We start from the raw sequence: 14154 nt of genomic DNA on the forward strand, positions 1-14154 counted from the left end.
GGGGTCTCTGCGATGCCGGCCCGCCGGAAGCCGATTGGGGCGGCCGGCTCGTCGGCGTTGCGTGCCGGGAGCAGGCCGGTCGAGAGGACCTGCGCACCCTCGCCGGCGGCCCGGTGCGGCACTGCGGCGGCAAGCCGGGACTTGCCTCCCGTTGGCGTTGCCGACAAGGCGGGCCCTGGATGCGTGGGATTTCGAGGCGCCCACGACGGGAAGCGGGTCTTTGCATTGGTTGGGGCAGCAGGCGACGGCTCCCGCGATCCCAGGCACGGACGTCGCCGGCGGCCAACGGCCCGTCGCGGCGGGCCGGGACAATGTGGCGTGCACCGCCATGGTGCCCGGGTCCAAACACGGAGCGGTAAGATTGAACGGGTATTTGTCATCTCGAAAGGACTGCCTCCGTGCCATTGCTTCAGACCATCAAGGAACCGCGGGACCTTCGTGGCCTGGACGCGGCCCAAATGCAGCAACTGGCCAAGGAAATCCGCTCGTTCCTGATCAAGAACGTGGCACGAACCGGCGGACACCTGGGCCCAAACCTCGGCGTGGTCGAACTGACCCTGGGCATCCACCGGGCCTTCGATTCACCGACCGACTCCATTATCTTCGACACCGGGCACCAGTCCTACGTGCACAAGCTGCTCACCGGCCGCCAGGACTTCTCCACGCTGCGCCAGGCCGGCGGGCTCTCCGGATACCCGGAACGCGCCGAATCCGTCCACGACATCGTCGAATCCTCGCACGCCTCCTCCTCGCTGTCCTGGGCCGACGGGATCTCCCGCGCCCGCAAGCTCACCGGCGAAGCCGAGCGCTACGTGGTGGCCCTGGTGGGCGACGGCGCCCTGACCGGCGGCATGGCCTGGGAAGCGGTCAACAACATCGCCGCCGACAAGGACCGCCGGGTGGTCATCGTGGTCAACGACAACGGACGTTCCTACGCCCCGACCATCGGCGGGCTCGCCGACCAGCTGGCCGGGCTGCGCCAGCGCCTGGACCAGTTCCGCACGCACCCCGCCTACGAAGACACCATGGACAAGCTCAAGAACCGCCTGAAGGACTCGGGCGCCGTGGGCCAGTTCGCCTACAAGTCCCTGCATGCCACCAAGAAGGGGATCAAGGACTGGTGGGCCCCCCAGGGACTCTTCGAGGACCTGGGCATGAAGTACATCGGCCCCATCGACGGGCACAACCAGGCCGCCGTCGACGAGGCGCTGCTGCAGGCGCGGAAGTTCGCCGGACCGGTCATCGTGCACGCGCTGACCGAGAAGGGCCGCGGCTACGCACCTGCCCGCGCCGACGAGGCGGACCAATTCCACGCCGTGGGGGTCATCGACCCGCAGACCGGCGAACCGGTCTCCAAGGCCTCGGCCCGCTCCTGGACCAGTGTTTTCGGCGAGGAGATCGCCGACATCGCCGACGAGCGCAAGGACATCGTGGCGATCACCGGGGCGATGCTGCAGCCGGTGGGCCTGAAGACCATGTCCGAACGCCACCCCGACCGCGTGCTGGATGTCGGCATCGCCGAACAGCACGCGATGACCTCCGCCGCCGGCCTGGCCTTCGGCGGCCTGCACCCGGTGGTCTGCGTCTACGCGACCTTCCTGAACCGCGCCTTCGACCAGCTGCTCATGGACGTGGCCCTGCACAAGGCAGGGGTCACCGTGGTGCTGGACCGCGCCGGGGTCACCGGCCCGGACGGCCCCAGCCACCACGGCATGTGGGACATGGCACTGATGCAGATCGTGCCCCACCTGCACCTGGCCGCCCCGCGCGACGCGGTGCGGCTGCGCGAGGAATTGCGCGAGGCAGTGGCCATCAAGGACGCGCCCTCGGTGGTGCGGTTCTCCAAGGGCAACGTGGGACCGGAGATCGTCGCCATCCAGCGCCTGCACGACGGGGTGGACATCCTGGCCAAGCTCGGTGCCGGCGAGGAACGGGACGTGCTGATTGTCTCGGTGGGCGCCATGAGCGAACTCTGCCTGGACGTCGCCGGGCGACTGAACGCCCAGGGCATCACCGTCACGGTGGTGGACCCGCGCTGGGTGCTGCCGGTGCCGCGCTCCATCATCGGCCTGGCCGCCCGCCACCGCATCGTGGTGTGCGTCGAGGATGGGGTCCGCGCCGGCGGCGTGGGGTCTCGGATCCGCCAGGAAATGCGGGCCGCCGGGGTCGACACCGCCCTGAACGAGGTCGGGCTGCCCACCGAGTTCCTCGCCCACGGCACCCGCGGCGAGGTCCTGGAGCGGGTGGGGCTCACCGCCGACCGGATCGCCAACGACACCTTGGCCCAGGTGCTGGGCACCAAGGTCCCCTTCGCCCGGCCGCTGCCCGGGGCCGAGATGCCCACCGGACAGATTCCCCAGCTGTGAGCGCAGCAGCACCGGTGCCCGCGAACCTGCCCCGCGACCCGGCCGGCGCCGCCCCCGGGGACCTGGTGGTGGCCCGCGCCTGGAAATACGACGGGCACCCGCACTGGGTAGTGCCCGGGCGCTACCTGGGCGCGGATGCCCATGGCCATTGGATCTACCAGCCCGCCGGCTCGCTGGTCTCGCGTCCCGGCCACGGGCACTGGGCCGACACCGATGCGGTCTGCCTGGTGCCGCGTGCCGGAGAATGGCTGGGCACGTTCTACGACGACCCCGGCGAGGATTTCCGCATCTACCTCGATCTGTCCACGCAAATCGGTTGGCGTGAACTGTCCCGCGGCGGCTGGGAAGCGAACTCCGTGGACATGGACCTTGATGTCGTCGACTCGCGCTCGCGCGGGATCTACCTCGATGACGAGGACGAATTTGCGCAGCACGCCGAGGCCATGGGCTACCCGCCGGCGCTGGTCCGGAGCATCGGGGCCCAGGCACGGACGCTGCTGCATGCGGTCGGGCAGGGACATGCCCCCTTCGACGGCACCGCCATCGGCTGGCTGGCCCGCGGCCGCACCGAATTTTCACAGACACCATCCCGCTAAGGAGCACCACCATATGTCAATAGTTCGCACCTACCGCCGCGACGAAGATGGAACCCTGTACTTCCGCGAGGCCTGGTTCTCCACCTACGAGGGCGAGGAGCTTGGCCAGTTCGTCGTCAACCACGGCACCGTCGGGCACATGTCCACGACCGAGACCGCCAAGGACGTCAACGAGGCCACTGCCGTTGGCCTGTTGGACGCCTTCACCGAGCAGTGCCAGGCGGACGGCTTCGCGACCCTCACGGACGCCGACCAGAGCTGGGTCGTGGTGCAGTACGCGTTGAAGACCGCCGAGGGCACCGACCGCGACCGCTACCTTGAAGCCACGGCCAAGGAGGCCCTGGTGGGCCACCTGGCGTGGCGCGGGCTGGGCACCGTGGAGTCCTCGGACTTCGCGACCCGCAAGCTGAACATCCGCATCCTCTCGCCGGAGCCGAAGAAGGCCGTGTCGGCCATCAAGACCTGCCTGCGCGAGGCCAAGCTGGACTTCACCAAGCTGTCCATCGCGACAGCGCCGTTCGAGGACGTCGAGAAGCTCCGCCAGGCATACCCGCTGCCGGCCAAGGCACCCTTCACCCTGGGCTAAGTGCCCCGGACAAACGCCCGGCAACCAAGAATCGTTGCCGGGCGTTGTGCTGCCCGAATTCGGTGCGCCGTGGCTACCATGGTTCCAGATTCGTGGAGGGGTCCAGGGGACCGCGGCCGGCCAGCCAGGCCATGAACAATCGTTTTTCGGCGGGGTTGCCCAGCCTATCCGGGGCGGTTGCGAGGAGCATCGGGAGATCCCAGCCCACATATTCCTCGGGCCAGTCCAATGGCGTGTAGCCGAGTCCGAGATCCACGTGGTGCATTTCCACTTCACGCAGCCGGTGGGCGGGGCAGCCGGAGACGCCGTAATGCCCGCCGCCGAGGAAACCGCCGTTGGGCCACCCGGCTTCCGAGGACCGGGCAAACACCGCTTCCAGGTTCGACATGCTGGTGCGGAGGTCGGCAATGACCTGAACGGCCGGTCTTCCGGCCCCATCCTCGATCTCGTCCCGGCGCTGGCCCTCTCCACTGGCGTACTTGGGAACATCCTGTCCGTCCAGGGCACCGGCCAGGCGGCGCGCGTGTGCATCGGCGTTGCGGGCCAGATGGGTCAGGACATGACCCACGGTCCAGCCGGGCAGTAGGCTCGGTGCGCGAACCTCGGGGTCCGCCAGGTTTGCCACATTGTCCATCAACCGCGCCTGCGCCTCGCGGCATAGCCGGGAGGCGCGCTCCGGATCGTTCTCAAGGTCCACGGCCACACCAACCTTTCCTGTTCACTCTTGCCCACGCGATTCCTCCACACGCGTCTCGGGCGTCGTCCATCGGGCCACCAAGTCAAAGACTCCTCCGTGTCCAAGGCTGCCCGTGGCGCTGCCCGGGAGTCAGGAACACCGCTCCCGCAGGGTTTCGACGCCTTCCCCGGTGAGCTGCCCACAGTAGGCGCCGCGTCCGGCCATGGCCATCACCAGCGCCAGGGTTGTGCCCGTGACGAGCGGGCCGGCACCGCTGGCGAACGGGCCGTCGGTGGCCTCAAGCCGCAAACCGGCTATGTTCGTCTTGCTCGGAACGGTGAAATCTCCCTTCGCGAGGAAGCGGGCGACCGCGGTGGCGGCCGCAACGTCGACGTCGTGATCGATCCCCAGTGGATGGCGGATGTCTTGGCCGTGGATGACCACCTCGCCCACCCATGCCTCGATCGGCCCAAACGTCGAGGTGGTGCTGGAAAGGATTGAGCGAAAACGTGCCAGCGTTTCGGCGGGAGTTGCGCCGCGGTGCTCGGCCAGCCGCCGGTCGTTGTGCAGGTCGAAATCGAACCTAGCACCCAGCACGCTGGCGACCCAGCGGACCGGGCCAACGCTTGCCGCCGCGGTAAGGTGCGCCACGACCTCTTCCACGCTCCAGCGCCCGCACAGCGAGCCGGTTGCCCACTGGGCATCCTCGAGGCCGGCAAGATCCCGGGACAGGGCCGCGCGCTCGGCGTGCGCCCACGACCAGAGCCGGTGGCGTGAGGTGTTTGGGGGCATGGTTTCTCCGGACGTAGGCAACGGGGCGTGGTCGAGAAGTCTAGCAAGCCGATGCCGCTGCCGGCATCCGGGAACCGCCACGCCGGTGGTACCGTGGGCTCGCGGCCACACGAGTGGCCGCCGCGCACCATCCCGCCCGGCGGCCCTCGCCGTGGCGAGCTGCCTGGGGGAGGACCAGCATGGCAATCTTCGACTCGAGCGACGACCTGCAGGGATCGCGATTCAGCGACGCAGACCTGCGCGGGTCCCGGTTCAACGGCTGCGACCTCTCGGATGCGAAGATGCGCGGGGGCAACATGCAGGGAGCCGACATCGATGACCCGTGGCTGCTGCGGGACGGGGGAGTCCTGCTGGTCAACGGCGTGGACGTGGTGCCCTTCGTGCGTGGGGAAATGCTGCGCCGCTTCCCGGGCAGGGCAACGATGCGGGCCGCGGACCCCGAGGGCCTGCGCGGTGCCTGGGCGGCCGTCGAACAGGCCTGGGCGTCCACCATGGAGCGGGTCGCGGCGCTGCCGGCGGGGGCCGTCGACGAGTCGGTGGACGGGGAATGGTCTTTTTCCCAGACGCTGCGCCACCTGGTCATGGCCACCGACATCTGGCTGCGCCTCACCATCTTGGGCATCGAGGCCCCGTTCCATTCCCTGGGCCAGCCCAACGACGGCTTTGCGGAATACGGCTACGACGCCTCCGTGTTCACCCCCGGCGTTCCCTCGTTTCCCGAGGTACTCGAGGCCAGGGCCGGGCGCGTGGCGATGGTGCGCGGGTTCCTGGCCACGCTCACCGACGCGGATCTCGAAGAGAAGCACGCCAACCCCGGGAACCCGGATCGCGAGGAGAGTACGCGCTCCTGCCTGCACGTGATCCTGTCCGAGGAGTGGGAACACCTGCGCTTTGCCGTGCGCGACCTCGACGCGATCGGGAAACGGGACTGGGGCCGGGTGTGAAAAAGGGCGGGGCCCCTCACCGAGAAACCGGTGAAATGCCCCGCCCGTCCCGGCGGCCCGAGCGGGCCACCGGCATAGTGCTTCTAGTCGGTGCCCGAGTCGAAGGCCGCACGCTCCAGGGCGCGATCGGAAGCCAACTCATCGGCGTCAACTGCCTCGGCATCGACGATCGCCGAAGCTCCGCCTGCCTCAAGCTTGCCGACGAGCTCGACGGTCTTGTTGCCCAGCAGGCCCTGGTTGGCGTACTGCTCCAGGCGCGATCGGGAATCGGCGATGTCCAGGTTGCGCATGGTCAGCTGGCCGATGCGGTCCAGCGGGCCGAAGGCCGAGTCGCCCACGCGCTCCATGGACAGCTTGTCCGGGTGGTAGCTGAGGTTCGGGCCCACGGTGTCAAGCACCGTGTAGTCGTCGCCGCGGCGCAGGCGCACGGTGACCGTGCCGGTGACGGCCGAGCCGACCCAGCGCTGCAGGGACTCGCGCAGCATCAGGGCCTGCGGGTCCAGCCAGCGGCCTTCGTACATCAGGCGGCCCAGGCGGCGGCCCTCGGCGTGGTAGTTGGCCACGGTGTCTTCGTTGTGGATCGCGTTGAGCAGGCGCTCGTAGGCGATGTGCAGCAGCGCCATGGCCGGGGCCTCGTAGATGCCGCGGGACTTCGCCTCGATGATGCGGTTCTCGATCTGGTCGCTCATGCCCAGGCCGTGGCGGCCACCGATCTTGTTGGCCTCGTCGACCAGTGCGACCGCATCGGCGTATTCCACGCCGTTGATGGCGACCGGGCGGCCGGCCTCGAAGGTCACAGAGACGTCTTCGGCCTTGATGGCAACCGATTCGTCCCAGTAGCGCACGCCCATGATCGGCTCGACCGATTCCAGGGAGGTGTTCAGCAGCTCGAGGGTCTTGGCCTCGTGGGTCGCGCCCCAGATGTTGGCATCGGTGGAGTAGGCCTTCTCGGCCGAGTCGCGGTACGGGAAGTTGCGTTCGATGAGCCATTCGCTCATTTCCGAGCGGCCGCCGAGCTCGTGGACGAATGCCGGGTCAAGCCACGGCTTGTAGATGCGCAGCTTCGGGTTGGAGAGCAGTCCGTAGCGGTAGAACCGCTCGATGTCATTGCCCTTGTAGGTCGAGCCGTCGCCCCACACGTCCACGCCGTCTTCGCGCATGGCACGCACCAGCAGGGTGCCGGTCACGGCGCGGCCCAGCGGGGTGGTGTTGAAGTAGGCCTTGCCGCCGGAGCGGATGTGGAAGGCGCCGCAGGCCAGGGCCACCAGACCCTCTTCGACCAGGGCCGGCTTGCAGTCGACGAGGCGTGCGGCCTCGGCGCCGTATTCCAGGGCGCGGCCCGGGACTGCATCAATATTCGGTTCATCGTACTGGCCAAGGTCGCCGGTGTACGTGTAGGGGATGGCACCCTTTTCACGCATCCAGGCAACGGCGACGGAAGTATCAAGGCCACCGGAGAACGCGATACCTACGCGTTCGCCAACGGGCAGGGAGGTGAGGACTTTAGACATGTCCTCCATCCTATAGCGTGCAAGGGAGTTTCCGGGGAACAATGACAAGGCTGCCGGGAGACATGCAACGGGCCGAAAAGCAGGTCATACTTGGATTTTCCGGGACCGTGGTCGCGGGTCCGCGCCGGGGATGCCTTCGCGGGCGGCACTGAATGCATAATTATTTGAAGGGATGAATCCTTATGAGCACTGTGGAGTATCGCCGTTTGGGCAATTCCGGGCTGGTGGTTTCGGCCGTCGGGCTCGGCTGCAACAACCTGGGCCGTGCCGGGACCGCCACCGAGGACCAGGCCGGAACCAACGCCGTCATCAACGCCGCCCTTGAGTCCGGAATCACATTCTTCGACGTCGCCGACACCTACGGCAGGGAGCCCGGCCTCTCGGAGACCCTGCTCGGGGCGGCGCTGGGCAAGCGCCGCGATGAGGTCGTGATCGGCACCAAGTTCGGCATGGACATGGGCGGGGCCAACGGCAACGACTTCGGTGCCCGCGGCTCGCGCCGCTACATCGTCCGCGCCGTGGAAGCCTCCCTGCGCCGGCTGGGCACCGGGTACATCGACCTGTACCAGTTCCACAGCCCGGACCCGCTGACCCCCATCGAGGAAACGCTGGCCGCCCTGGACGACCTGGTGGCCGCCGGCAAGGTGCGCTACATCGGGCACTCGAACCGCGCCGGCTGGCAGATCGCCGAGGCCGAATTCACCGCCCGCATCTCCGGCGGCACGCGCTTCATCTCCTCGCAGAACCACTACAACCTGCTGGATCGGCGCGCCGAGCTCGAGGTGGCCCCGGCCGCCGAGGCGTACTCGCTGGGCCTGCTGCCGTACTTCCCGCTGGCCAACGGGCTGCTCACCGGCAAGTATTCCGATGGCCGGGCCCCGGAAGGCTCCCGGCTGACCCACGCCCGGCAGCACCTGATGCACACCGTGGACTTCGGGCAGCTGCGCACCTTCTCCGACTTCGCCCGCGAGCGCGGCTTCACCGAACTTGAGATCGCCTTCTCCTGGCTGGCCGCCCAGCGATCGGTCGCCAGTGTCATCGCCGGGGCCACGCTGCCCGAGCAGGTCGCGCAGAACGCCGCGGCGGTCTCCTGGAAGCCGTCGGCAGAGGACCTGGCCGAACTCGACACGATCTTCCCGCGCGTGCCGAAGATCGCACTCTTCTAGGCGATGGACTTTCCGCGGATCAGGATCCTGCTCGACAACGACACCGGGATCGACGACGCCCTGGCCCTGGCCTACCTGGCGGCCTGCGAACACGTCGAAATCGTGGCGGTCACCGCCACGCCCGGCAACGTTGGCGTCGACCAGGTCGCGGCGAACAACCGGGCGCTGCTGGCGCTGTGCGGGGCGCCGGAAGTGCCGGTGCTCATCGGGGCACGCAAACCGCTGGCCGTCCCGCTGCTGACCACTCCGGAAACCCACGGCCCGCAGGGCGTCGGGTACGCCACGCTGCCCGATCCGGCACCGGCGGACCCGAACGCGGGGGAGCAGGACGCGGTTGATCACTGGATCGAGGCGGCCCGCGCCAACCCCGGGGAGCTGACCGCGCTGCTGAGTGCCCCGCTGACCAACTTCGCGCTCGCACTGCGCCGCGAACCGCGGCTGCCCTGGCTGCTGGGCAGGGTCGTGATCATGGGCGGGGCCTTCTACCACCAGGGCAACACCACACCGACCGCCGAGTGGAACACGCACGTGGACCCGCATGCCGCCGCGGAGGTCTACGCCGTATACACGGCCGCCGCCGCGGCCGGGCTGGAGGCGGCCAAGCTGCCGATCGTCTGCTCGCTGGACACCACCGAGCGCTTTGAGATGCGCCCCGAACTGCTCGCCGACCTGGCCGCGGCCGCCGGATGCACCGAACCGGAGATCGTGCGCGGGGACGACCCGGAAGGCACCCGCAGCATGGCCTCGAACCCGCTGGTGCGCTACCTGTCCGATGCGCTGCGCTTCTACTTCGAGTTCCACCGCGACTACGACCAGGGCTACATCGCCCATGTGCACGACTTCTTCGCCGCCGGGATCGCCGCCGGCACCCTGGAATACAAGGCCCGGGAGGCAACCGTGGCCGTGGAAACCCAATCGCCGCTGCTCATCGGCACCACCGTGGCCGATTTCCGCGCGCTCTGGGGCAAGCCGGCCAACGCCCACGTGGTCACCTCGAACGACCCGGAGGCCGGCTTCGCCGAACTCGTGAAGAAGCTCGGCGCCCTGGCCCGGCGGATTGGCCAAGTTGCCTGAGTGGCACGTGCCGGGCAACCGAATTTCCTGGCTTGGACGCCGGAACCCACCCGCCGGCCATGCCTTTGCCAGCGCGGACAGCGGAAGTGGGGTGCCGCAAAAAAGCGCCGATCCCGGGTCGGCTCCTCGGGGAAAGTCCGGACCGCCGGGGGAGCACCTTGCCAGCGGGAACGGCGGTCCGGGGCTCTGGCGTTATGCCTGCGCCCTTGGTAGTTTTCACCACATGGCTATCTAACTTGAGAACGTCGGCATTGCGGTTCGCGACCTTGAAGAGGCGATCGCCTTTTTCACGAACCTTGGTCTTGCTGTCGTCGGCCGAGACACCGTCAGCGGCGAGTGGACCGACACCGCGGTGGGACTCGATGGAAACCACGCCAACATCGCGATGCTCCAGACCCCGGACGGACACGGACAACTGGAGCTCTTCGAATACATCCATCCCGAGGCGATCGAATCGGCCCCCACCCGTCCCAACGACATCGGCATGCACCGTGTGGCCTTCTCGGTGGATGACATTGACGAGGCCCTGGCGCTTGCCGCAAGGCACGGATGCCACCCCCTGCGCGGCGTGGCGACCTACTCCGACATCTACAAGCTCACCTATCTCCGTGGCCCGAGCGGAATCCTGGTGATGCTCGCGCAGGAGCTGAAGAAGGGCTGACTTTCCCCATCCGGCCGGGCCGCAATTGCCGGCGACAGGGCTAGGCGGTTTCCCCGGTGCCGTGCCCCGGACGGGGCGATGGCTTCTTCCGAAGGACTGGCATGGCGAGCGCGGCCAGCATCGTGGCCGTGGCGCCCAGGAACGCGACCCCGCTGGCCATATAGAGGGGTGCCTCCAACGCGAATGCGGCCTCGGCGTTCCAGTTGTAGTAGGTATCGCCCACCGAATTCATGTTGCCGAACGCCGTGAAGAAGAATGCCGGTGCGCCCAGGGCAAGGATTCCTGCCCACATTGACGCTGTTGCCCATATCGGCAAGGTGGCTCGGCGGGATATCGTCGCCACACCCCATGCGAGGGCGAGCACGATACCCAGCGACGCGAAGACGGCCCCTGGAATTGCGCTGTAGGGTTGGTTCGCCGCAGCCATGTCGGTGATCGCCGTCTCGAGCGGCACGCCGCTGGCGGCAACCACGGCCCAGTCGTTCATCAGCATTGCCCCGAGCACCGCATAAGCGATGATCGCAACCATTCCGAGGATGGTGAAGATTGTGCGCATCTCGAAAGACTAGCAGTCTGCTGTTTCTGGCCTGAGCCGCACCACCCAGGAACCTCATTCCGGCCGGGGACGGAGCCGCGGTGCGCTAGAATCTTTCCCGGGCCAAGGTGACATAGGCCCCGCTCACGCTCCGTGGCGCATCCGGTCTTTCCGGGATGTGCCCCCGCAATCGAGGAATTCCATCCCATGTCACCGAACCTGATCCTGCCCGAGACCGCCACCGGGCACCCGATGCGCCGCCGGATGCTGGCAGCCGCCGGCGCCCTGTTGCTCGCCGGAACCTACACCGCACTGGTCCTCACCCAGCCCACCGGCCTGGTCGACGGGCTGGGCCAGACCGTCGCCCTGGCCACCTTCGCCGCCTACCTGGTGGCCGCATTGCTGCTGTTGGCCGCGGTGCTGCCCGAGCTTCCGGTTTCCACCCTCACCCTGATCCCCGTCGCACTGGCGCTGAACATCGTGCTGGGCCAGTTCGTCGGCTCCGTGATGGTCCCGCTCTACCTGGACTCGCTGGGCACCGTGCTGGTCGGATTCCTGGCCGGACGCCGGGCCGGGGCCGCCACCGGCGTGCTCGGCACGCTGATCTGGTCGCTGTTCAACCCCACGGTGCTGCCCTTTGCCGCCGGCGCCGCACTGGTTGGCTTCCTGGCCGGCACCGCCGCCCGCTTCGGCGCGCTGCGCCGCCCCTACCTGGCCCCGGTGGCCGGGCTGGCCGCCGGCGTGCTGGTCGGCGTGCTCTCCGCACCGGTGGCCGCCTTCGTCTTCGGCGGCACCTCCGGGGTCGGGACCGGCGCACTGGTCGCCGCGTTCCGCTCCATGGGCGACTCGCTGCTCTCGGCGGTGACCAAGCAGGCACTGATCTCCGACCCCGGGGACAAGGCCATCGTCTTCCTGGTCGCCGCGCTGCTCATCTACGCGCTGCCCCGGCGGCTCAGTGCAGGCTTCGCGTTCGTGCGCCGCCACAACGTGCTCGGCTCCCGCGGCTCCAGGTAGCCGGTCCCATGCCCCGCACCTCGCCGCTGCACCCCTTCACCGTGCTCGCCCTCGCCGCGGCCGCCACCGCCACCACGGTGGCCATCGGCCGCTGGTGGCTCAGCGTCGCGGTGCTGCTGGCGTGCCTGCTGCTGGCTGCCTGGGCACGGCGCGCGCGCAGGCTGGCCGGGCTGGCCGTGGCCATCCTGGCACCGGCCTTCGGCTCCCAGCTGCTGATCCATTCGATGGCGGACGCCGCCGGCGGCCACGTGCTGGCCGCCGCGGGCCCGCTGCGGATCACCGCCGAGGGACTGGCGACCGCCGGGGCGCTGGGCCTGCGCACCGGGGTCCTGGTGGTGGCGGGGTTGCTGTGCACGTTGCTGATCGACCGGCATGACCTGATTGCCGCGGTCGACCTCTCACCCGCCCCGCCGCAGCTGGGCTACCTTCTCGCGGCCACGCTGTTGCTGCTTCCGGCCCTGGAACAGCGGCAGCGGGCCATCGGCCAGGCGCAATTGCTGCGCGGGGCGACCCTGGGAGGCGGGCCGCGCGGCTGGTTCCGGCGCGTGCGGCTGCGCTCGGTCCCGCTGGTGCTCGGTGCCCTGCAGGACGCCGCGGACCGCTCCGCCCACCTGGCCGCCCGCGGGTTCCCGGCCGCGGGTCCGCACACCCGCCTGCGCACGGTGCCGGACTCGGCCGCCCAGCGCCGGGTGCGCCGGATCGCCCTGGCCTGCATCGTGCTGGGACCGGTCGCGGTGCTGGCGCCCACCTGGGCCGGTGCCGCGTGAGCACGGGGCCGAACCGGGTGCTCGGGCTGGAACTGGCGCGCTTCCGCTATTCCGGGGCCTCCCGCGACACGCTGTCCGGGATCAACCTTTCCCTGGCGCCGGGCTCGCTGACGGTGGTCCTGGGGGACTCGGGATCGGGCAAGTCCACGCTCGGGGCCGTGCTGGCCGGGATGCTGCCGCGCCACGACGGCGACGCACTGGACGCGACGCTGCACCTGGCCGGCCAGCGGATCCGCCACCGGCCCGGCGCTGCGGTGCGCATCGACCCGGTGGGCTGGGCCCGGCAGGTCGGGTTGTTGCCGCAGGATGCGCGCCACTACCTCTCCGGGGTGCGCGCGACCGTGGCAGAGGAACTGGCCCTGGGCCTGGAGAACGCCGGGGTGCCGCGCGCGCAGATGCACCGGCGGATCGCCGCCCTCGCGGACCGACTGGAGCTGCACGCGTTGCTGGATCGCGATCCGGCCCAGCTCTCCGGCGGGCAGGAACGCCTGGTGGCGCTGGCCGCCCTCGCGCTCGATACGCCGACGGTGCTGGTCCTGGACGAACCGCTGGCCGGCCTGGACGCCGCGGCCGCGGCCCGGATCTGCGAGATGCTGGACCGGCTGCGCAGCGGGGGCACCGCACTGGTGCTGCTCGCCCGCGCCGTCGACCGGCTGACGGCCGGTGCCGACACCGTGCTGGCCCTGCGGGCCGGCAGCTGCCACGAGTTGGACACCGCGGTGCCGGCGGACCCGGCACCCCTGGCACCGGCGGTGCGCGGGGCACCGGGGACACCAGACGAGGTGCTGCTGGGCTTCTCCGGGGTCGGGATCGGCTACCCGGGATCCGCACACCCCGTCGTGGAGTGCCTGGAGCTGACGGTGCGGGCCAGTGAATGCGTGGGGCTGGCCGGGCCCAACGGAAGCGGCAAGACCACGGTGCTCAAGGCCGCCGCCGGCCTGCTGCGCCCGAGCGCCGGGCAGGTGCACGGCAAATCCCTGGCCGCCGGCACAGTGGGGCTGCTGCTGCAAAATCCCTCCGACCAGCTCTTCGAGCGGACCGTTGCCCGCGAGGTCGCCTTCGGCCTGCCCAGGCGCGGCCCGGCGGCGGCGCGGATCCCCGCGGTGCTGGACTCGCTGGGACTGGGAGAGCATGCCCAGGCCCACCCCTACGAGCTGCCGGCCTCGGCCCGCCGGCTCGTCGCCCTGGCCACGGTGCTGGTGCGCGAGCCGGAGGTGTTGCTGCTTGACGAGCCGACCGAGGCACTGGACGCCCACGGGTTGGCCCTGCTGCACGCGGCGCTCGCGGTGGTGCTGGACCGCGGAGGGGCGGTGCTGCTGGCGACCCACGACGAGGCGTTCATGGCCGCCACCGCGCACCGGGTGCACCGCATGGGCCCGGCCGTTGCAGCCCGCGTCCGGGACAGGACCGGCGGCCCCGGGTAGAGTGGGGGAACTTTAGGCAGGGGCAGATGGGCGACGGGAGTG

Annotated in this window: 14 protein-coding genes; 10 read left to right on the plus strand and 4 right to left on the minus strand. The window is 69.6% G+C overall.

Features of this window, described 5'->3' with window-relative positions; all coding sequences use genetic code 11:
- The first annotated feature begins 398 nt into the window (after positions 1-398).
- From dxs to J2T21_RS11540, 3 genes are read left to right on the plus strand one after another with little or no spacing between them, the layout of a single operon-like run.
- Complete coding sequence (gene dxs / locus J2T21_RS11530; protein ID WP_307581513.1) at positions 399-2366, plus strand: 1-deoxy-D-xylulose-5-phosphate synthase; 1968 nt, start codon at positions 399-401, stop codon at positions 2364-2366.
- Positions 2363-2962 (plus strand): DUF402 domain-containing protein, encoded by a 600-nt coding sequence (locus J2T21_RS11535; RefSeq protein WP_307581514.1) that lies wholly within the window; start codon positions 2363-2365, stop codon positions 2960-2962. Before dxs ends, J2T21_RS11535 begins: the two co-directional genes overlap by 4 nt.
- 13 nt (positions 2963-2975) lie before the next feature.
- Entirely contained in the window at positions 2976-3548 is a 573-nt protein-coding gene (locus tag J2T21_RS11540; protein ID WP_307581515.1) for a hypothetical protein, read from the plus strand.
- 73 nt (positions 3549-3621) lie between these two features.
- On the opposite strand, the gene J2T21_RS11545 is transcribed toward J2T21_RS11540, so the two are convergent.
- Complete coding sequence (locus tag J2T21_RS11545; RefSeq protein ID WP_307581516.1) at positions 3622-4245, minus strand: maleylpyruvate isomerase family mycothiol-dependent enzyme; 624 nt, start codon at positions 4243-4245, stop codon at positions 3622-3624.
- 129 nt (positions 4246-4374) lie between these two features.
- Positions 4375-5016 (minus strand): maleylpyruvate isomerase family mycothiol-dependent enzyme, encoded by a 642-nt coding sequence (locus J2T21_RS11550; RefSeq protein ID WP_307581517.1) that lies wholly within the window; start codon positions 5014-5016, stop codon positions 4375-4377.
- Positions 5017-5195: 179 nt separating this feature from the next.
- Between J2T21_RS11550 and J2T21_RS11555 the strand changes: the two genes are divergently transcribed.
- The gene (locus J2T21_RS11555) at positions 5196-5960 is read left to right on the plus strand and encodes a DinB family protein (protein ID WP_307581518.1); all 765 of its coding nucleotides are present in this window, start codon (positions 5196-5198) and stop codon (positions 5958-5960) included.
- Positions 5961-6043: 83 nt separating this feature from the next.
- On the opposite strand, the gene argG is transcribed toward J2T21_RS11555, so the two are convergent.
- Complete coding sequence (argG, locus tag J2T21_RS11560) at positions 6044-7471, minus strand: argininosuccinate synthase (protein WP_307581519.1); 1428 nt, start codon at positions 7469-7471, stop codon at positions 6044-6046.
- 182 nt (positions 7472-7653) lie between these two features.
- On the opposite strand from argG, the gene J2T21_RS11565 reads away from it, so the two are divergent.
- The 3 genes from J2T21_RS11565 to J2T21_RS11575 all read left to right on the plus strand — a co-directional run bounded on the left by J2T21_RS11565 (position 7654) and on the right by J2T21_RS11575 (position 10372).
- Positions 7654-8637: an aldo/keto reductase gene (locus J2T21_RS11565; protein WP_307581520.1), complete on the plus strand. Its 984-nt coding sequence runs from the start codon at positions 7654-7656 to the stop codon at positions 8635-8637.
- A 3-nt stretch (positions 8638-8640) separates the two neighbouring features.
- Entirely contained in the window at positions 8641-9711 is a 1071-nt protein-coding gene (locus J2T21_RS11570) for a nucleoside hydrolase (protein ID WP_307581521.1), read from the plus strand.
- Positions 9712-9961: 250 nt separating this feature from the next.
- The gene (locus J2T21_RS11575) at positions 9962-10372 is read left to right on the plus strand and encodes a VOC family protein (protein ID WP_307581609.1); all 411 of its coding nucleotides are present in this window, start codon (positions 9962-9964) and stop codon (positions 10370-10372) included.
- A 40-nt stretch (positions 10373-10412) separates the two neighbouring features.
- Here the strand turns inward: J2T21_RS11575 and J2T21_RS11580 are convergent, their stop codons facing one another.
- Entirely contained in the window at positions 10413-10901 is a 489-nt protein-coding gene (locus tag J2T21_RS11580) for a hypothetical protein (RefSeq protein ID WP_307581522.1), read from the minus strand.
- 213 nt (positions 10902-11114) lie between these two features.
- Between J2T21_RS11580 and J2T21_RS11585 the strand changes: the two genes are divergently transcribed.
- Genes J2T21_RS11585 through J2T21_RS11595 form a run of 3 tightly spaced genes read left to right on the plus strand, consistent with a single transcriptional unit; the run spans position 11115 to position 14112 of the window.
- Positions 11115-11921 (plus strand): ECF transporter S component, encoded by an 807-nt coding sequence (locus J2T21_RS11585; protein WP_307581523.1) that lies wholly within the window; start codon positions 11115-11117, stop codon positions 11919-11921.
- Positions 11922-11929: 8 nt separating this feature from the next.
- A complete protein-coding gene (locus tag J2T21_RS11590; RefSeq protein ID WP_307581524.1) occupies positions 11930-12688 on the plus strand; it encodes an energy-coupling factor transporter transmembrane component T in 759 nt (252 codons plus the stop codon).
- Entirely contained in the window at positions 12685-14112 is a 1428-nt protein-coding gene (locus tag J2T21_RS11595; RefSeq protein WP_307581525.1) for an ATP-binding cassette domain-containing protein, read from the plus strand. The genes J2T21_RS11590 and J2T21_RS11595 overlap by 4 nt, the downstream gene beginning before the upstream one ends.
- Positions 14113-14154 lie beyond the last annotated feature (42 nt).

The sequence above is a fragment of the Paeniglutamicibacter psychrophenolicus genome, assembly GCF_030812255.1.
GTDB classification, from domain to species: domain Bacteria; phylum Actinomycetota; class Actinomycetes; order Actinomycetales; family Micrococcaceae; genus Paeniglutamicibacter; species Paeniglutamicibacter psychrophenolicus_A.